Genomic DNA, 18,846 nt, shown 5'->3' on the forward strand with positions numbered 1-18,846 from the left:
TTTTGAATCTGACGAGATCAGATTTGCATCTGACTCTATTATTTAGATTTCACTTGCGTGAAACCCGCTCACTCGTTGTTCAGTTTTCAAAGATCAACCTTGCTTTGCGTGTCGCCGTTGTTTCAGCAGCGACTCTTATAATATATCACATTCACCCGGATTAAGTCAACAAGTTTTTTTAAAAAACTTTTTAGGCTGTTGCCTGTATATGTTTATTCAAAACTTGCTGCCTTGAAGGGGCGAGATTTAATTTAACACAGATTATACAGAAGAGTCAATCTCTATTTATATTTATTTTATTGGAAATGAATGACTTCATAATTTGCTTGCTAAATACTTGATCTCACGGTCCTCGCCGCCGCATCCTTTCGGATCTCTTGTAATCTCTTTCGCTAAGGAATGGTGTACCAGCTTGCGCAGTATCATGGGAACTTCCTCACGGACATGAACTAGCTCGGGCAATTGCCTAAGCTCTTGAATGCTCCAACCCTCTTTACGGCTTGATAATATGCGAAGCAGCACCGCACAGCAGTCAGCCATTTTAGATATAATTGTGAACTCACAGGCCAGAAGCACCAGCTGAATGCGCTGCTCCAACGTCTCCTTATTATCCGTCAATTCGTCAAACAATTTATAAACGACGGAATTAAGCGGACGCACCTGTTCCCACACGCTATTCTCCGGCAGCATTCCCTGTTCGATCAATTCGATCCTAGCATAATGCTTCAAAGCCTGAAGAACATGATAATAAGCATCGAGGAAATCAAGATCCTGGGTATAACGCTTCGCTTCTATATACACTTTCAGAAACTTGGCAAATTCAATAAACTTGCGTTGTTCCTTCATATCCTCCCCAAAATCAATTATTTTCTTGCGCAATCGAGCCAATTCCCCTTCAACATCCCAAATAATTTCTCCATGTAAAAAACACTGTACAATTTCCCGGTTCTCACCGGTCATTACCCAGCGTTTTAAATCATTGTTACCGATATAGAGCAACTGGTATTGAATATCTCCGTTCGTGCAATGTTCAATTTCGATGCCAGCTTCATTTCGCCCTTCACATACCGTAATAACAACCAGTTCAAAATCGTATACTAGCGAACTGCGATGCTCCCCTTTGTCATGACGGTATCCGATAGCGCCTAAAGCTTGCCGGCCGACGCTGTCTTCATCAACCAATGAAAAAATAGTTGGTTCCACGATATCCCCCTACCTTGGCGTTACTCAACCAATTCGTTATAATATAGTTCTACGCTATATTAAAGTTTCCTGCTTTTTTTAAGGCAGCGTCCTAAAAAAAACATGAATTGAGGTTTGCTCAAATGTTCTTCAAGTCAAGCAAAATCAATGAATTCAGACTATGGGGCCTACTCCTTACTATGATGGGTATGGGGCTTATGGTCCTCGGAACAGCCGGCATCGTCTTCTGGGGACAATCCGGTAAAGTCATTGCCGGGATCGGCCTTGTCATCGGACTTATCGCCATGCTCGGAAGCTTGGCCATTTATTTCATCGCCGGGATGTTGTCCACCTCTGCCGTACAGCTGGAATGCCCGGAATGCCATAAATTAACCAAAATGCTGGGTAAAACGGATCGCTGCATGTTCTGCAAAACCATGCTAACGTTAGATCCAGAACGGGCAAACATCACAGCGGATCAATTGCAGCAACAAAAAGCTGCGGCACAATCAGCCGACTGATGATAACACAAAGAAAGGCGGGAACCTCCAAAGGTTCCCGCCTTTCTTTGTGTTAAACCTATTCCGCGATTTTGCTCAGCACGTCCCAGGCATCGCTCGATGCAAAACTCCGATTCCACGTTGCTATCCCTCCGAGCTGCAGCGACTTCGCTAATTCTACCCGGCGAGCCAGTGAATCTTTGTCTTCCAGCCAAATTCGCTGGAGAACTCCATTTTCCCGATACTCAACGTAATTCTGCCCGGTTTCTTCCGAAAACTCAGGCTTCAGGGACTTCTCCTTGATGATCTCCTGGGCTTTTTTCATGCCAATGGCTTTGGACTTTACCTTGGTTGCCCCTTCTTCTACGGTTTCAGTCCATACCCGCATATATAACGGAATGCCGAGAATCAGCTTGCTTGGGGGTACATCATCCTCATCGATAATCCGCGTCATCGATGAACGGACCCACGGCAAGGATGCTACAGAACCAGCAACCGGACTTGCCGCCCAATGTTCATCGTAAGCCATCACGATCAAATAGTCCGTAACCTTCGCCAAAGCCCTGCGATCTAAAAACGCAGACCACATTTCGCTATTCGACTTCGGAGTCACATCTATGGAAACAACCAATCCCTGCTCCTGCGCCAGCGGCCATAATTCCCTCATGAATTGGGTCAAATTGGCCCCGTCCTTCGTATAAACATTTTCATAATCGATATTAATGCCGTCTAAATCGTACAATTTTGCATAATGCAGCATTTGCAAGATCGTCGTTATGCGCCGTTCAAATGTGGATAAGGATTCTGACGTAATTTCAGGCTCGAAGCTGTTGCTGAACAACCCCCACACCTGCATACCCCGGCCGTGGGCCCATTTCACATAAGCTTGATCGGCCTTACTTTGCACATTTCCCTTGCCGTCCACAAGCGAGAACCAAGTCGGACTGACTACGTTCACGCCAGGCATTTCACCGATGGATGAAGGCTTTGGCGCTACGTTATATACGGCCTCCCATGTCAAATTGACGACTTTGGACTGCCATTTCTGCTTGGCCGGCGGAACCTCCTGCTCCTCTATGGGCGGAACTACTTTCTGCTCTTCCAGAGCGACATTTTTTTTCTTCACATATCCGGCATAGCCGTTATTCAGCTGGACATAATACCAGTTATCCGTCTCGTCCAAAATCCGCAGCTGCTCTCCCGGCTTCATCTCCGCTAAAATCGGGGTATGAATGCTATCGCTCTGCCTTAAAGCCACCGTGGCATCCTTCCTCCGGCTGGTACTGTGAACTTGAGCCATCCGTACCGTCTCCCCGGCCTGATATACCAGCACTGCACCGGAAACGGTATCTTCATGTACCTCGATGCCATATAACTCCTTCAGTAAATAGACCGGCAGGTATAAATTCCCTTCCTTTTCGACCGGAGCAAACAGCAGTTGAACCGGCTTGTTGTTGATTTTTCCGTTCATATCGTCCGTCTTCATCAATACAAGCTTGCGCTGCGTTGTCAAAATTACTGACTTCGTCTCTTCTTCATATCTTACATTGGGGTCAATTTCCGACTTAATCACGGAAAAAGGCAGCTTAAGTCCCTCCCCGCTATCCAAGGCGGGCAAATCCATCACTTCGCCTGCTACGAATATCGGCTTATCGAATTTTCCCTTCCAGTCTGGGTCGGCATGCTCCCAGCTCGGCAAAAGCTCAGACACGGCCCAATACGCCCCGGCCACAAACAGCACAAGCACGATGAACCACTTGAATCGGCCCCCGCGCTTACGCCTCATGCGAGCCGTTCTTCTATTCTTCAATCCTCAGTACCTCCATTAGCAAAAAATTAATAATTGCGATATAGCACCACCGTACGGGGCTAAAAAACAAAAACGTGAAGAATTCACGAAGGAATCCGTCACGTTCTTCCAAACCCGCAGGTCAAATGATTATTGTTTCCGGCAATCGCCGCAAACCCCGTAAAGTTCCAATCGGTGACCGTGCACCTGGAAGCCGGTCATCTCCTCGGCCTTTTGTTCCACATCCTCCAGCGAGGAGTAAGTGAAGTCTTTTATTTTTCCACACTTCTCACATATTACATGATAATGATTCGAGACGTCCGCGTCAAAACGGCTGGAGTTATCCCCGTAGGTCAGCTCCCGAACCATGCCAGCTTCTATAAACATCTTAAGATTATTATAAACTGTTGCCACGCTCATATTCGGAAAACGGGGCGCTAAAGCACGGTAGATTTCATCTGCCGTCGGATGGCCCATCGATTCCATAAGAAACGTTAAAATGGCATGACGCTGCGGCGTAATTCGAACCCCGCTCTGTTTCAATTGATCCAGAGCATGCTGTACCCGCGTAGTCATTATGTCCACCGCCTTTAAGAGGTCGTTTACAGTCCCTCTTCTTCTTCTTACAACTTTATTGTACTTTTACAATAATTCTTTTGTCAACGGAGTGCAGATTCATCGCTTATTCGCTGGTTCACATATAAATTACTGTTTCCTTCGACCTTGACCAAATATTCCCCGGAACCGACAATGCCATGGATGGTTTTATTATCAACGGCAAAAGGCAGCTCTGTTATAATATCGCCATATCCGCTCGAACCTTCCAGCGTGTAGCCTCCTTCCTCCGGAATGGTTATTGTCATTTCACCTACCGCACTGTACACATTCCAATCCCCTTCAATCTGCGGCGATTCAATCTGAATTTTGCCATTTAAGGACTCGGCTTTTAATGCCGCGGCAACGCCATGGATAACGATGTTTCCATTTTTCGTCACAACATGGATGTCGTCATCCACATTCATTAGTGCAATATTGCCGACTAGCGTGGACATCGACACCTGTCCCGTGATCATATTTCCCATCATGTTTCCGCCTTGAGTATCAACGCTGACATTGCCGAATATCCGGTACATTTCCGCATCGCCGTTTAGCGTCTTTGCCGTCACATCGCCATTGACGTCCCAAAGCTTCAAATCCCCGTTGCCCGTCTGCAGCTTGATTTGCTTCAAGGCACGAACCCCGCTCATTTTGATTTTACCGTTAGAAGTGCTTATATCGATATCCAAAAAACGGTTTTCTGGCAAAAATACAGTCATATTCATGCGAGGATGCCTTTTCCCAGATGCGCCGTAGACTTTATCCTTCACATTCAGGGTCAACGTCTTCCCTTCGGTTACCTGAAGCTCGGTTTCCTCCGCCACTAACTTGGCTTCCTCAGCCGGCAATTGATCCACCCATACCGTGCTCTCTATGCGAATCCCTTCAATTTCCGCTCTCCTGACGTCAATATTTCCATTAATGCCATTAAGGACAATCTGCTCCGTGCTTAAACCAATGGGGATTTCCAGTTGATCCTTGATCAGGGAGTAGCCTTCCTCTGCGCTGAAATCCGTGCCGGCCGCCGTTAAATCGAGACTGACCCTGTTCCATAAATGCATATAATGATCCTGCTGGGTTACCGCAAAAACGGAGAACGCCACAAACAGCGATAGCAAAAGCCCCTTGAGATCAACGCGAAGCAGCCGCAAAGGATAAGCGGTTCTTCGGCGATTCCACAGGAACACATAGATTTGCTCTAATCCGGCGACAACGAACAGCAGCGGCCACCATTTCAGCAAATGAAGCATAAAGTTACTTCCCGTGGTGACATCAACCAGAAGAATGATTCCTACCCCTATAAGCAGCAGTGAGGCGGTCATCCGACCGGTTCTAAACCTGCGGCGGCGGCCTTCCCGAACCATCAATGCCGCACCGCTTAGAATAAGCAGCACCGCTGCCGCATAACCCGCATTTGCCTGAATGACAGCAGCAAGCCATGGAGGCTTCTGGCTAAGCAGAAAAATCAGACCGCCGCCCGCCATCAGCAAAAGTCCCGACAGAATCCCTTTCCAAACATGCTCTTTTTCCCCGGCTGCCTCTTCTCTCTGAGTACTTTCGCTTCTTACCCTCGCATTGACGACATCCGTAGATTGCAGTACATCATAGATGCTATAGAAATACATCATAGGGATTAATATTCCAAGCAGGAACAGAAAAGGAATATTAATAGTCATGCGCACAGACGAGAAATAAATCAATGCCGAAGCATCCAGGATTAGAAAATATATAATAGCTATGCCGCGCCAGAACATTCTTAAATATAGGTGGCCCAGACCCGGAAGCAAAGCCGAGAGCATACAGGCCATGAATTTCCGCTTGAGGCGTCTAGGTCTGTAACGTCTGATCTTTCCCTTTGGCACGGATTTTTTGTTGTGCCGCGCTGTGTCGCTTGCGGTCATTTGATCCGGTGTCATATCCAACCTCCTCTTTTGACTAATAATAACCGATTTGGGCACTGTTCGTAACTTGGAAGGTACTGGCGTAGGCCTGGTACCTAACACTATGGGCTGGCCAGGGAAGCAAAAGAAACTCTCCTATAAAGAGGAGAGTTTCAGAGGTTCTAGCTGGTATATCGTTAATTCTACATTCGGTATCGCCATTAATGTGCCAGCGGCAACGAAGCCCTGCTGCTCATACAGCGAGACGGCCGGAGTGTTTAACTTGCCAGCCTTTACCTCAAATAGCGCCGTATTGGGATATTTTCCGATGACATGGCGCAATAATGATCTGCCTATGCCCTGCCGGAGATGCTGAGGGTGTACCATAAGTCGCGTAATCTCGACCGCCTCGTCCTTCTTAAAGGTAACAGCGATCGCACCGAAAACTTCACCCTCTGGGGTTACTTCCCCGTAGAAAGTATCAGGGCTGTTCCTCAAAGACTCAAAGGTGTCCGGAAGCGGGGGCAGATGCTTAACTCCTACCGCTTGCGCCTCAAGCCGGTACGCCGCATGCTGTAAGCTCCAAATTTGTTCTGCGATTTCCGGATCACGCAGCGATAGAAGTGTAATCATGCTTCCGTGCCCCCTTCTTCATTTAGACATGTAGGATCCGCACACCTCTAGCCTTTCAAAACGTCGACAAGCAGCTTATTAACAAGCCCTGGATTGGCCTTTCCTTTACTGCGCTTCATCACTTGACCTACAAGGAAGCCGATCGCTTTCTCTTTACCGGCCTTGTAATCCTCGACAGAAGCCGGATTGTCGGCAATGACTTCATTAACGATAGCCAAAATAGCTCCTTCGTCGCTAATTTGGACAAGCCCCTGCTCCTCGACGATTTGCTGAGGCAGCTTCCCGCTCTGCAGCATTTCTTTGAACACCGTTTTGGCGATCTTGGAGCTGATCGTTCCTTTCTCGATCAAGCCGATCATTTCGCCCAGACCTTGGCCAGTCAGCTTCACGTCGGACAGCTCTTGCCCGTTCGTATTCAAGTATCCGAGCAAATCGCCCATAATCCAGTTGGACACCGATTTGGCATCCTTCGTAAATTCTAGGCTGCTCTCGAACAAATCGGCCAGCGCTTTGGATGAGGTAATGACTTCTGCATCATAGCTAGGAAGGCCAAACTGCTCGGTATAACGCGCCTTACGGGCGTCTGGAAGCTCAGGAATGGATGCCCGGATGCGATCCTTCCATGCTTGGTCGATATAGAGCGTAACCAAATCCGGGTCCGGGAAGTAGCGGTAGTCATGCGCTTCTTCCTTGCCGCGCATAGAGAACGTCTTGCCCTGAGTTTCGTCCCAGCGCCGCGTCTCTTGAACAACCTCTCCGCCTTCATCCAATATTTCAGCCTGACGGTATTGTTCATATTCCAGTCCGCGCTGCACGCCGCGGAACGAGTTCATGTTCTTAAGTTCAGCCCGGGTGCCCAGTTCCTTCTGGCCTACCGGACGAAGGCTGATATTCGCATCACAGCGCATCGAGCCCTCTTCCATCTTTACGTCGGAGACGTCGCAGTACTGCATAATCGCACGCAGCTTCTCCAAATAAGCCTTCGCCTCCTCCGGCGAAGAAATATCCGGCTCAGAAACGATCTCCACCAGCGGAGTACCAACGCGGTTGAAGTCGACAAGCGAGGCATAACCTCCATCAATATGGGTCAGCTTGCCCGCGTCCTCCTCTAAATGGAGACGGGTAATGCCGATGCGCTTCGTCTTGCCGTCAACCTCAATGTCGATATATCCATTTTCCCCGATTGGCTGGTCGTATTGGGAAATTTGATAAGCCTTCGGGGAGTCGGGATAGAAATAATTCTTCCGGTCAAACTTGCTGACGTCCGCAATTTCGCAATTGAGAGCCATCGCAGCTTTCATCGCGTAATCCACAGCCTGGCGGTTAAGCACAGGCAGCACGCCGGGATGTCCAAGACATACCGGACATGTATGACTGTTAGGCGGAGCACCGAATTCAGTAGAGCAGCCGCAGAAAATTTTCGATTTCGTATGCAGCTCCACGTGCACTTCCAGCCCAATTACTGTTTCATATTTGGATGTTGACATATTGATCCTCCTGAACACTTTAGTGAAACAATCCTGCTATCCCTTACAACGCCGGGCGGCGCTTGTGATGGTCGCTATTAGCTTCAAAGGCGTGAGCAAGCCGCAATATCGTGCTTTCGTCGAATGCCTTGCCGATAAATTGCAGACCGATCGGAAGCCCGTCCGCAAAGCCGCATGGCACGCTCAGCGCTGGCACTCCGGCAAGACTGACCGGAATCGTCAATATATCATTCAAATACATCGTCAGCGGATCATCCACCTGGGAGCCTAACTGGAACGCTGTCGTTGGCGTCGTCGGTCCGACGATGACATCATATTTCTCAAAGGTCTGATCGAAATCACGCTTGATCAAAGTGCGCACTTTCTGTGCTTTTAAATAGTAAGCATCATAGTATCCGGAGCTAAGTGCGTAAGTTCCGAGCATAATACGCCGCTTCACCTCCGGCCCGAAACCTTGGCTGCGGGACTCGTGGTAAAGATCAAGCAGCCCGCCGGCATGGTCGGCCCTAACCCCGTAGCGTACGCCGTCAAAGCGCGACAGGTTCGAAGACGCCTCTGAAGAAGCCAGCAAATAATACGCAGCCACGGCATATTCGGTATGCGGAAGCGAAACTTCCTCCCACACGGCGCCCAGGCTTTCGAGCAGACGTAATGCCTCCATCACGGATGCCTTGATTTGCGGATCAACACCCTCCAGGTATTCCTTCGGCACGGCGATGCGAAGCCCGGCGATATCCCCGGTCAGCGCGCTGGCATAATTCGGAATATCCACCTGGGCCGATGTAGAATCCTTTGGATCGTATCCGGCGATCGCCTGCAGCAGATAAGCGGCGTCCTCCACATTTTTGGTAATCGGCCCGATCTGGTCGAGCGACGATGCAAAGGCCACCAGACCATATCTGGAGACGAGGCCATAGGTTGGCTTCAAGCCAACAACCCCGCAATACGAGGCCGGCTGGCGGATGGAGCCGCCGGTATCCGAGCCTAAAGCAAAATAAGCTTCGCCCGCAGCCACGGCAGCAGCTGAACCGCCGCTGGAGCCGCCCGGTACCCGATTCAAATCCCAAGGATTGCGTACCGGATGGAAGCTTGAATTCTCATTGGAGCCGCCCATTGCGAACTCGTCCATATTCAATTTGCCGATCATTACGGACTCTGCCTGCTTCAGCTTGGAAATCACCGTACCGTCGTAAACCGGATCGTAATTGGACAGGAATTGGCTTGCGCAGGTTGTACGCAGTCCCTCCGTCACCATATTGTCCTTCACGCCGATCGGCAGTCCGAACAGAAGCCCCAGATCCTCTCCACGAGCTAGTTTGTCATCCAGCCGCGCTGCTTCCGCGCGCGCGCCTGCTTCATTCAGCGTTAAATAAGCGCCGATCCGTTCCTCTCTTTCCCCGATCTTGGCAAAAGCTTCATTAACGAGGTCCGTAACCGATAACTCCTTGCTGCGGAGCTGGTTATGTATATCCTGTAAACGTAAATCAAAAAGCGTCACAACCGCTTCCTCCTTCCGTAATTTAGCAGCGTGTCCCTTGGGACAGCACATTTGTTGGCAGCACTTTCAAAGGCGCATGCCTCTTCGTCTGCAGAACTAAACCTGGGCATAAGCTCCGCTTACTCCAGAACGGCTGGCACCTTGAACTGCCCATCCTCTTCCTCAGGAGCATTGCGGAATACTTGCTCTTGCGTCAAGCTGTCCTGGACGACATCATCACGCATGACATTGCTGAGGCGCAGCACGTGAGTCGTCGGCTCGACGCCCTCCGTATCCAGCTCGTTCAGCTTCTCCGCATATTGTAAAATAGCGTTCAACTGTTCTGTGAACATATCCCGCTCTTCATCCGTTAAATTCAAACGGGCCAGCTTGGCCACATGTTCAACATCTTTAGTCTCGATGCTCATACTGTAATCCTCCTCGTACCTTCCCTGACGGGACTTGATTTGTCCATTCTAACATGTCCGCATAGATGATTAAAATTATATTGTAGATTATCCGACAATTCAATCGGTTAACGCGAAGCATGAATAAACTCAAACAGCGGCCGCAAAGCACAACAAAACTCAAAAAAGACCGGCATAGCCGGCCTTTTTCTCTAAATCCAAGCTCGCAAATTCACCTGTTTGATGAATTCCGCCTGAGACATAACTTCCTTTGTTGGTTCTTCTTGCTCCTCCGCTTGAGAATCTTCTCCATTGATGATCTGATGAAACAGCTTCTCGTTGTACGTAGCCAGTGCGTAGTCGATCAACGCTTCCTGGGTGGTGCGCTCTACTTCTTGCTCAATCAGCCGCTCTTCAGATTCCACATCCTGGGATGGGACAAAATAATTCCGCCCCGTCTTTGGAGACCGCACAACGTAATCAAACACATTGTCCGGATTACGGTCATAAGCAATAATATAGCCATATTCCCCAACAGGAAGATTCTGCTCAAAAGCATCGCCGACGATAACAACCTTCTCTCCCAATTGCAGCATCGTCTACCTCCCTGATATTTACTCTCAGTTATTTTACTATCCTACTAAAAATAAGCGAGATTGGTCAAGCGTTTCAAGGATTTAATAGACTTCCGCGGCAAATTGTGAAATTCAAGCTTCAGTCTCCTCTAAGATCAGGTATGGATTGCCGGCGCAGACTCCATACAGCACAAATTATGCAAAGAAGGCTTAGTAATGCGGTCACTATACTAGGGGAAATTGCCGGTTTAAGCGGCGAAGCCCCGAATGCGGCAGTCCCTTCCACGAGCAATCGGCCCGGACTCCAGGAAAACCAAGCGGGGGCTAGGCTATATCCTAGCGATAGCGCGCCCATGAGCAGCAGCGAAATCACGGCGGCTGCGCTGCCTCGCATTAAAGTGCTAAGCAGTACGGTCAAGGATACCGCAAACGTCAGCCACAGAATATAGAGCCCTCCGGCAATCAATCCCTGCCGCCAGGACACCGGACCAAGCAGCAGCACGGTATAATACCAGGAAGCCGCGTAACTTGCCGTAAAGGAGAGAAGCATCAGAGTCATCTGCCCAGCCCACTTCGCAGAAATGAAGGAAGCCGAGCTTACGGGCCGGACAAGCACCAAGGCAGCAGTTCCCCCGTAACGCTCGCCGGCTACAACCTGCATTCCGGCAATAACCAGAATAAGCACACCAATCGTGCTGTACTGTCCAAGCACGCCCGCCATTACCTCGGCAGATCCGGGAATCGGCAAGCCAGCAATCAGTTCCTCGGGCATGCTGCCTGAAGCAGCCAATATCTCCGGCAAGTAATACGAAGTGACCGGCTGCATGACGACGAGCAGCATCAGTACGACGGGAACCCACAGCAGCTGATAGCTGCGAGCCATGCCGAGCAGTTCCTTGCGATATATTAACCACGCCTGCCTCATGCTGTCACCACCTTCATGAACATCTCTTCCAGCGAGGTTGCTCCCGTTTCAAAGTTTAGCAAGGGAATATTCCGCGAAACGACTTCGCCCAAAATAAGACGTCTGGCATCCTCCATATTGTTGACCGTTAACTGGGCAGTGCTGCCTTGAATCTGCGCATTCTGGACAAACGGCCGGCTCCGGAGCGACTGGAGCCATTCATTTGCGGCATTATTCCGCTCTACCTGAATGATAAGCTGCGGTTTGCGATATTTATCGGCAAGCACCTGCAGCTCTCCATTCTCCACGATCTCTCCGTCCCGCATCATCATGATCCGGTCACAGACCTCCTCTGCGTCAGGCAGCACATGCGTCGAGAATAAGATTGTCGTCTCCGTCCGGAGCGACTGCAGCAAATTCATGACCTCGCGGCGACCGATCGGATCAAGCGCGGATACCGGCTCATCGAGCAGCAGCAGCTGCGGCTGATGGACCAGCGCCTGGGCCAAGCCAAGCCGCTGCTTCATTCCCCCGGAATATCCCGCGATCCGCCGTTTTGCCGCCTGGTGCAAACCGACCCGCTCCAGCACCGCGAGCGTCCGCTTCCGGGCATCTTGGCGGCTCAGACCGCTTAAGCCTGCTGCATACATTACGAATTCCTCCCCGGTCATCCAGCCGTAAAATGCAGGATGCTGCGGCAGGTATCCGATCAACGAGCGGTATTCCCCGCTGGAGTGCAGCCGTCCCTGAACGGCAATCCTTCCCTCGGACGGTGAGATCAATCCGGCAATCATGCGCATCGTCGTCGTCTTGCCGGCTCCGTTCGGCCCGAGCAGCGCGGTGCAGCTTCCGCGTTCCAGTTGAAAGGAAATCCCTTTGACCGGAATGCGCGAACCGAACTTCTTTGTCAATTGGTCAACTTGAAGAAATGACATCTAGGTCTCCTTCCTTCCGAGTATAAAATAAACGATGCTTCCGATCATATTTCCGAAAATAATGACCAGAGCCCAGATCCATTTTGTCCCCCGTACCGTTTGTGCCCTGAGCAGTGAAAGCAGGGCCGTAATCATTAGAATGAGCTGCAGCGCGATAACGGGTGCAAGCAAACCCCAATTGATATCGATATCCATATTTCTATTCCCCCGTATTCCTTTTGGCTTTGCGATAATCGCCCCACACGACAACAAGCAAATATACAATCAGCGGGCTGGGAAGATTGACAACCCCCCATAACCCCCAGAACCAGGCTTTTCTCCCCCGTTTGCGGGCATCGATAAACATCCACGTTCCTTGAACCAGCAGCAGCAGGGCAGATAACACGAACACCCACCACGGAGGCAGCGGCTCAGATGTAACGATTAACGACCAGTTCATTCCGCCCGCCCCCTTCTGGCTGGACGCAGCGCCACGGCAACCACTACCGCCGCGATGACTCCAAAGCCTTGAAGCAGCCCATAGATGACCGGCGTCGACAGCGCGAACAGAAACCCGCCGCTAATCATCAGCAGGGCGACGAGACAGAACAGCATTACTTCCCATCTTTTCATCCAGGTCATGGTGCGCCAGCGCTCTTTCACAATCAGCTCCCAAGATTCCGCTGAAGGCCCGCGCTTCTCGGGAACAACGCGGTCCAGCGTCTGCAAGTCCTTTAGCAGCTCATGAATAAGCTCGTCCTCGAACTCCCGGTCTTGTCCATTATGATTCATGGGGATTCAACTCCTTTCGCAATTCTCGCAATCCATAAGCGACTCGGGATTTGACCGTCCCTGCGGGAATATTCAGCATGCTTCCGATTTCATCATAGCTATATCCGTAATAATGCTTCAGCAGGATAGCGATCCGGTGCTCCGCAGACAGCCTGGAGAGCATCTCAAGCAAATCGCTCCATTCCTCCTGATTGGCCTCGAAATGCCATTTCAGCCGATCGGGTCGGCCTTCCTGCTCCAGCCACTGCCTTTCCCTCTTACGGCGGCGGGTCACATCGATGAACAACCGCGTCGCGATCGTCATCAGCCATGAGGAGAAAGCAGAGGTCCCATCGTATCTCTGTATATTTTCCATGCATTTCAGCATCGTGTCCTGGGTCAAATCCTCGGCCGTTTTAGGCTCCATGGTTACCTTCACCAAATATTTATACACATACGAATAATGATGTTGTATTAGTGAGGCGAGAGCGGCGGCATCTCCTTGTTTAGCACGTTTGATCCATTCCCTCTCCTGAGGCATCGCGTCACCCCTTTTGTCGATAACACCTATAATACGCCCAGGCGGCACAAATCGTTCAATCCTGACAATAAAAAAATGATTTCCAAAAAAATAGAGCTAAATGATGGTATACCGCACCTCTCATTCAGCTCCTCCGAGCATGGCTATTCATATCGTTCCTTGCGTATTTGCCTCAGCTTATGATGCCAAGGCTGGTTAATCAGCCCCGCAGCAATGACAACCTGGCGCCATGAACGGAAAATGTCGGATGCCGAAGACTCTGCTATCGCTATGTCCTCCTTATTCTTTCCCATTTCATAGCCAAAGCCTTCATCCGTAATATAGGATACACTGCGCTTCACCTTGCCCTCTCCTTCCTGATTCTGCCGGCTCGCCTGCTTCTCTGCATTGCTGCACAACCCGAAAAAGACAAAAAAAGAACGCAAACCGGGACTTATTCCACAGCTTGCGTGCTTCGCAAAGGTTACAAACATTTAATTAATATACATCCTAGCAAAGGAATGTAGTTTTGTCTAGTATTTTTGTACTTTTTGTAGCAAATTCTCACTAATTTGCGTCACCTGGTCAGGAAACGTACGGATTATTGGCTTTTTCGAACCCAATCGTCGTTTTTGGACCATGACCTGGATATACCGTCACCTCGTCCGGCAGACGGTACAGCTTGCCGCGGATGGAATTATACAGGTCGGCCTCCCGGCCTCCCGGCAAATCCGTGCGGCCTACGCTCATGCGAAACAGCACATCTCCGGAGAAAAGGTCGTTTCCGCACAGGAAGCTGACGCTTCCCGGAGAATGACCTGGCGTATGGAATACAGTAAACTCATGACCGATCAACTTCAGCTTCTGACCCTCGGCAAGCTCATACTCTGCGGCATCACTCTGGATGGGCGGCGATACCTCGGCCCAGCGAAGTGAACCGTTAAGCGCCGGCGTTGTGAGCCAATCGCTTTCCAGAGAATGCAGGTAAACGGGGCACTGCTTCAAGCGGCGAATCTCATCCACTCCGCCGATATGGTCGAAATGGGCGTGCGTTAGCAGAATCGCTTCGATTTCAAGCCCTTCAATTCTGCGGATCAAGGGAGCAGGATTCATTCCGGGATCGACAATAATCGCTTTCCCTTCCTCTTCCCCGCGAATTAAATAAGCGTTGGTCTCCAGCGGTCCCAGGGAGAATGTCTCGATGTTCAGCATTTTAAAATTTCGAGAGCAGCGCGCGCAGTTCAGATACGACCTTGCCGTTAACTCCCGCTCCTTCTTCGTATTTCACGGCCATTTCCTTGCGAACAACGGCGATTTTCTCCTCATAGTCCGCTGCTTCACGATCCGGGTTCTCCTGCTTGAAACGGATCATCAGCTCCTGTACGTCAGCCGGGCGCGGCCCCCAATGTCCATGCACATGCCCTTCCGCGTCCGCCACGATTACAATGGGAACGGCGCGGCCGCCCATGGTCAGAAAATGGTCCATGACGTCCTGATGCTCCTCCAGGATAAGGACTTCCGTAGGGATTCCCGCTGTCTCGAGTGCACGGATAATGACCGGGACGCTGCGAATGACATCGCCGCACCAGTCTGCCGCAAGAATTAGCACGCGGAGATCATCCCGTTTCTGCAAGCCTTCAAAAAACACGCGGTCATCCTCGTTCACCCATTTGAAGCCATCATAACCGGATTGGAACGCTTCTTGATTACGCTGCATTCCTTCCATGAATTGCTGCGGCGAAATGCCTTTGCCCAACTTAGCCTTTAAATTTACGCTCATATTACTTTTCTCCTTTCTTCTTGTTCGCTCCATACCATTTTACGATAAAATACCCGATCAAAAGCGCAAGAGCAACGAGCAGAATCGGCATGATGTACGGCCCGGCCTTCTCATCAATCGCTTGCCACTGTTCTCCCAGCACCATGCCTAAGTAGACAAACAATATCGACCAAGGAATGACGGCAAGCGTCGTCAGCCATAGAAACTTGCTTACGGGCATTTTAGCCATGCCTGCCGGAATAGAAATGGCGTGCCTAACCACCGGGATAAAGCGGGCGGTAAAAATAACGCCTGAGCCATACTTCAGAAACCATGCCTCGGATAAGTCGATATGTTTTTTTTGGATCAGAATGTACTTGCCATACCGTTCCAGAATCGGCCGGCCGCCATAGCGTCCAATCCAATATACGAACAACTGGGCGATGACGCCGCCGATAACGCCGAAGATGACTGCGCCGGTAAAGCTGATCCGCCCTGCATACACGAGATACCCCCCGTATGCCAGCACGATTTCACTTGGGATGACCTCGATCATGAGCCCCAGCATAATGCCGAAATACCCAAGCTGCTGTATCCACTCAAACAGTGCTCCGACTATATTTGACAACCATTCCAATACTCGTCCTCTCCTCAAAATCTTCTTAATACCAAGTCTATTCTATCATAGCCTGAGACATGCCTTCTAGTTGGGTCAAGTGCGGCGGCCCGGGCTTGCAAACCCTTAGTGTCCCGCCCGAATCGGGGCGCATATGCTGTAACAAAGGAGGCGATCATTCTGAACAAGCTGCATGGCAAGCACCAAACCGCCCTCCCGACGCCGCGCAAAATCCGCCGTGGATGCAGCAAAGAGCTGTACCGAACAATCAAACGGCTCGGTGTATACATTCCCGAGGATCTGCTCAAGGAAGGTGAAGCGCTGTACTATAAAAAGGTCATTGCCGACCTCCTCTGGATCGGCGAAAACAACAGCAACCGCAAGCTTCTGGCGGACTGGTGGGATAAGGAGGTCGGCCCCGAGCTCGCCGAGCTGTGGGGCCTGGATACCGAAGCGCTATGCAAGGCGTTCCGGGCTGCCTTCGGCGGCTAGCGATGAACGGGAGAGTAGCGAAGCACGTACTCTCCCAGCTCACGCCCCCGGTCTTTCGCTTCCGCCGTCACGGTAAAGCGCCGGTCATTGCGCAGGTTAGCGGTGCTCGTCAGCCGCCTGGCGAGCTCTTCGTACCGGACGTACAGCTTGTATCCAGCCGCGGCGGCAGCGGCAGCTTCCTGCGGGTGATGCTCCCGCAGCCTGCCGGCGAGGGAAGCAAGAGCGCTTAGCGCCTCCGTCTGCCTTTTCCGGCTGTAAGGATCGAGCTGCACGGCCTGCTTCCAGGCGGCAACGGCCCCCATCGGCTGCGAGGCCGAAAGCGCCTGCCCCAAGGCGGCCCACAGCTCGGGATCGGCCCGGTCATAGGCGAGCCCCTGCCGCAGTATGCCAGCCTGCGCTGCAGCACCGGACAGGCTGGCGAGGTGCAGCCGGGCCGAGGTCCGGGCAGGGTACAGCGATAGAGCCTGCTCTAACAGAACCGTGGCCTGCCCGATATTGCCCGAGGCGGCGGCCGCCAGCGCTTGCCGTTCGCGGGACAGGCTGACGGCCTGGCGCGCACCCGTCGCGCTCGCGAACAGAAGCAGCCCGGCCAGGGCGATAAGGGAGCCGCGGGGCAGCAAGCGCAGTTCTGACGGGCAGGCAGGCTGCGCAGCGCAGCCTGGCGTGCGGGTGATGCCAGCGGCGGCCATCCAAATGATGAGCAGCCACGTCAGGCCGTAGCTCATATCGAAGTCGGCCGCGCTATGCAGAAGCACCGCTAGGAAGGGCGGCAGCATTCTGCTGCGCGCACGGGCCAATGCAGCGCCGATCGCCCCAAGCCAGAGCAGTGTAATAGCCAGCCCGAGCAGCCCCGTATCCAGCGCGATGTTCAAATAGCCGCTATGCACTTCCTCCCCGACGTAAGGAGAACTCTGTATGCTCCGGAACGACGCTTCCCATGTCTTTCCCCCTTGTCCGAACCACGGCGAGAGAAGAAACAAGCTCCCTCCATCGCGATACATGTGGATACGGGCGGAAGCGGTCGCCAGCCGGCTTGACCGCTCAACCAGTCCCGGGCTCAGCGCTGCGCCAAGAAAGGCAGCTGTGAGCAGCATGCCGCCTGCTGGAAGAATACGGGGGCGATTTCGATATCCGTGTCCACGCTTATGTATATTTCCTTGCTTTTTGCGCCGTCCCAGGCCTGCCAAATACTTCGGCGCAACGATGGCCGCGCCTGCTGTGCCCCCGAGCAGAACCAGTCCGGGGAGCAGCGGCGGCGCAAGCGACGAGGCGGCCAATGGACCTGCGGCAAGCGCACCGCAAAGCAGCAGCAATCCGCTTTGCCCCGCAAAGCGGAGCCGGTCAGCAGGCCGCAGCCGGCACAGCCCGGCAATCCCCGCAGCAGCGGTCGCCAGGCTAGCTCCCCGCGACTCTGTCAACAGCAGGCATAGCACATAAATAAATGCGCTGCCTGAAACAATATACCCTCTCCAGCGGCACCCGCGGGTAAAGTCCGCCGTTCTCAGCCGGGCCAGGAGCATCAGGCGCTCCAGGAGAAAGACTCCCATCACCGCCCCGAAGACGTTCGGGTACTGCAGCAGTCCGCCTAACCGCGCGCCGCCTGCAGCAAGGTCCGTCTCATCCGTACGAAAAATGGCACCCGGGTACGGAAATAGCCCGTGAACCGATGCAAGCCCGGTTACGCCGAGCAACAAGCCGATGATACTCCAGCCTGCCCTAAGCAATTCCCTGCCATTGGAGCTTCTCGCAGCATAATAAGCTGATATTCCGAAGCAGCCGCAGAAACTCCACCCGAGCACTGCTTCCCCGGTGCTCTGCGCGGATAACGGGCCGGCAGCCAGATGTGCGGCATAAAGCAAAGCGATCATAAACGGAGCAGCGGCAAGCAAAGCAGCATGCCGCGACTCAATGGGATGATGCGCCATGGAGAACGAGCCGAACCGCTCCGCCTTTCTTCCGCCGCCTCTGATCAGCGCAGTAATGTCACGTCCCGTCCGCCGTCCCCTTGCCGCCCGTACCGCCACGATAATGGCCATTATGGCCGTCCCCCACGTCATCAGCCCCAGAGCCGTCATCGTATCCCTAAAATATAGTCCCTGGCTCATACAAGCAGCGCAACCCCCAGCGATGCAGGCGATTCCCGCCAGCACTCCGATTCTGTCCTTAACGGCTTCTTCTCCCTTCAGTCCGCCTGCATCCATACCGTCTTTGCCGCCCCCCTTCCCCATCGATGCCAAGCACTCTAATCTCGCCTGCGCCGTAATACAAAAAGGCCAACACCTCAAGTGTTGACCTTAGAAGACGGCTTCAAACCAGGAAAGCCGGGGTATGCCTGACTATATT

General features: G+C 52.0%; 22 protein-coding genes. 2 read left to right on the top strand and 20 right to left on the bottom strand.

Annotated features, from left to right (window positions below):
• Nucleotides 1-315: 315 nt before the first annotated feature.
• Nucleotides 316-1,203 (bottom strand): nucleotidyltransferase-like protein, encoded by an 888-nt coding sequence (locus GNP95_RS16505; RefSeq protein WP_330163477.1) that lies wholly within the window; start codon nt 1,201-1,203, stop codon nt 316-318.
• A 122-nt stretch (nt 1,204-1,325) separates the two neighbouring features.
• On the opposite strand from GNP95_RS16505, the gene GNP95_RS16510 reads away from it, so the two are divergent.
• Nucleotides 1,326-1,703 (top strand): DUF2614 family zinc ribbon-containing protein, encoded by a 378-nt coding sequence (locus GNP95_RS16510; protein ID WP_155611971.1) that lies wholly within the window; start codon nt 1,326-1,328, stop codon nt 1,701-1,703.
• A gap of 58 nt (nt 1,704-1,761) precedes the next feature.
• On the opposite strand, the gene GNP95_RS16515 is transcribed toward GNP95_RS16510, so the two are convergent.
• The 18 genes from GNP95_RS16515 to uptA all read right to left on the bottom strand — a co-directional run bounded on the left by GNP95_RS16515 (nt 1,762) and on the right by uptA (nt 16,032).
• On the bottom strand, nt 1,762-3,468 hold the full coding sequence (locus GNP95_RS16515) for a glycosyl hydrolase family 18 protein (protein ID WP_155612141.1): 1,707 nt from the start codon (nt 3,466-3,468) through the stop codon (nt 1,762-1,764).
• A gap of 153 nt (nt 3,469-3,621) precedes the next feature.
• Nucleotides 3,622-4,047 carry a Fur family transcriptional regulator gene (locus GNP95_RS16520; RefSeq protein ID WP_155611972.1) on the bottom strand — a complete coding sequence of 142 codons (426 nt, stop codon included), beginning with the start codon at nt 4,045-4,047 and terminating at the stop codon, nt 3,622-3,624.
• 83 nt (nt 4,048-4,130) lie between these two features.
• A complete protein-coding gene (locus GNP95_RS16525; protein WP_230873872.1) occupies nt 4,131-5,984 on the bottom strand; it encodes a DUF4097 family beta strand repeat-containing protein in 1,854 nt (617 codons plus the stop codon).
• 120 nt (nt 5,985-6,104) lie between these two features.
• On the bottom strand, nt 6,105-6,581 hold the full coding sequence (locus tag GNP95_RS16530; RefSeq protein ID WP_155611973.1) for a GNAT family N-acetyltransferase: 477 nt from the start codon (nt 6,579-6,581) through the stop codon (nt 6,105-6,107).
• Nucleotides 6,582-6,628: 47 nt separating this feature from the next.
• Complete coding sequence (gene gatB, locus GNP95_RS16535; RefSeq protein ID WP_155611974.1) at nt 6,629-8,068, bottom strand: Asp-tRNA(Asn)/Glu-tRNA(Gln) amidotransferase subunit GatB; 1,440 nt, start codon at nt 8,066-8,068, stop codon at nt 6,629-6,631.
• Nucleotides 8,069-8,111: 43 nt separating this feature from the next.
• Nucleotides 8,112-9,566, bottom strand: a complete 1,455-nt coding sequence (gatA, locus tag GNP95_RS16540; protein ID WP_330163478.1) for an Asp-tRNA(Asn)/Glu-tRNA(Gln) amidotransferase subunit GatA — start codon at nt 9,564-9,566, stop codon at nt 8,112-8,114.
• A 119-nt stretch (nt 9,567-9,685) separates the two neighbouring features.
• Nucleotides 9,686-9,973, bottom strand: a complete 288-nt coding sequence (gatC, locus tag GNP95_RS16545) for an Asp-tRNA(Asn)/Glu-tRNA(Gln) amidotransferase subunit GatC (RefSeq protein WP_155611976.1) — start codon at nt 9,971-9,973, stop codon at nt 9,686-9,688.
• A 191-nt stretch (nt 9,974-10,164) separates the two neighbouring features.
• A complete protein-coding gene (locus GNP95_RS16550) occupies nt 10,165-10,548 on the bottom strand; it encodes an ATPase (RefSeq protein WP_155611977.1) in 384 nt (127 codons plus the stop codon).
• Nucleotides 10,549-10,666: 118 nt separating this feature from the next.
• Complete coding sequence (locus GNP95_RS16555) at nt 10,667-11,452, bottom strand: ABC transporter permease (protein ID WP_155611978.1); 786 nt, start codon at nt 11,450-11,452, stop codon at nt 10,667-10,669.
• Nucleotides 11,449-12,366 (bottom strand): ABC transporter ATP-binding protein, encoded by a 918-nt coding sequence (locus GNP95_RS16560; protein ID WP_155611979.1) that lies wholly within the window; start codon nt 12,364-12,366, stop codon nt 11,449-11,451. Before GNP95_RS16560 ends, GNP95_RS16555 begins: the two co-directional genes overlap by 4 nt.
• On the bottom strand, nt 12,367-12,561 hold the full coding sequence (locus GNP95_RS16565; RefSeq protein ID WP_155611980.1) for a PLD nuclease N-terminal domain-containing protein: 195 nt from the start codon (nt 12,559-12,561) through the stop codon (nt 12,367-12,369).
• Between the two features lie 4 nt (nt 12,562-12,565).
• Nucleotides 12,566-12,805, bottom strand: coding sequence for a hypothetical protein (locus GNP95_RS16570; protein ID WP_155611981.1), 240 nt, complete (start codon nt 12,803-12,805; stop codon nt 12,566-12,568).
• Nucleotides 12,802-13,137, bottom strand: coding sequence for a DUF5345 family protein (locus GNP95_RS16575; protein ID WP_155611982.1), 336 nt, complete (start codon nt 13,135-13,137; stop codon nt 12,802-12,804). Before GNP95_RS16575 ends, GNP95_RS16570 begins: the two co-directional genes overlap by 4 nt.
• Nucleotides 13,127-13,657 carry an RNA polymerase sigma factor SigY gene (sigY, locus tag GNP95_RS16580; protein ID WP_155611983.1) on the bottom strand — a complete coding sequence of 177 codons (531 nt, stop codon included), beginning with the start codon at nt 13,655-13,657 and terminating at the stop codon, nt 13,127-13,129. The genes GNP95_RS16575 and sigY overlap by 11 nt, the downstream gene beginning before the upstream one ends.
• Nucleotides 13,658-13,800: 143 nt before the next feature.
• A complete protein-coding gene (locus GNP95_RS16585; RefSeq protein WP_155611984.1) occupies nt 13,801-14,130 on the bottom strand; it encodes a hypothetical protein in 330 nt (109 codons plus the stop codon).
• Between the two features lie 91 nt (nt 14,131-14,221).
• A complete protein-coding gene (locus GNP95_RS16590) occupies nt 14,222-14,848 on the bottom strand; it encodes an MBL fold metallo-hydrolase (RefSeq protein WP_155611985.1) in 627 nt (208 codons plus the stop codon).
• Between the two features lies 1 nt (nt 14,849).
• Nucleotides 14,850-15,416 carry a thioredoxin family protein gene (locus GNP95_RS16595; RefSeq protein WP_155611986.1) on the bottom strand — a complete coding sequence of 189 codons (567 nt, stop codon included), beginning with the start codon at nt 15,414-15,416 and terminating at the stop codon, nt 14,850-14,852.
• Nucleotide 15,417: 1 nt separating this feature from the next.
• A complete protein-coding gene (gene uptA, locus GNP95_RS16600; RefSeq protein WP_155611987.1) occupies nt 15,418-16,032 on the bottom strand; it encodes an undecaprenyl phosphate transporter UptA in 615 nt (204 codons plus the stop codon).
• A gap of 168 nt (nt 16,033-16,200) precedes the next feature.
• Between uptA and GNP95_RS16605 the strand changes: the two genes are divergently transcribed.
• Nucleotides 16,201-16,503 carry a dehydrogenase gene (locus GNP95_RS16605; protein WP_155612143.1) on the top strand — a complete coding sequence of 101 codons (303 nt, stop codon included), beginning with the start codon at nt 16,201-16,203 and terminating at the stop codon, nt 16,501-16,503.
• Here the strand turns inward: GNP95_RS16605 and GNP95_RS16610 are convergent.
• Nucleotides 16,500-18,731, bottom strand: coding sequence for an O-antigen ligase family protein (locus tag GNP95_RS16610; RefSeq protein WP_196427214.1), 2,232 nt, complete (start codon nt 18,729-18,731; stop codon nt 16,500-16,502). The two genes, GNP95_RS16605 and GNP95_RS16610, sit on opposite strands and share 4 nt — an antisense overlap.
• Nucleotides 18,732-18,846: the final 115 nt, after the last annotated feature.

The sequence above is a fragment of the Paenibacillus woosongensis genome, from assembly GCF_009725165.1.
Classification (GTDB): Bacteria; Bacillota; Bacilli; order Paenibacillales; family Paenibacillaceae; genus Fontibacillus; species Fontibacillus woosongensis.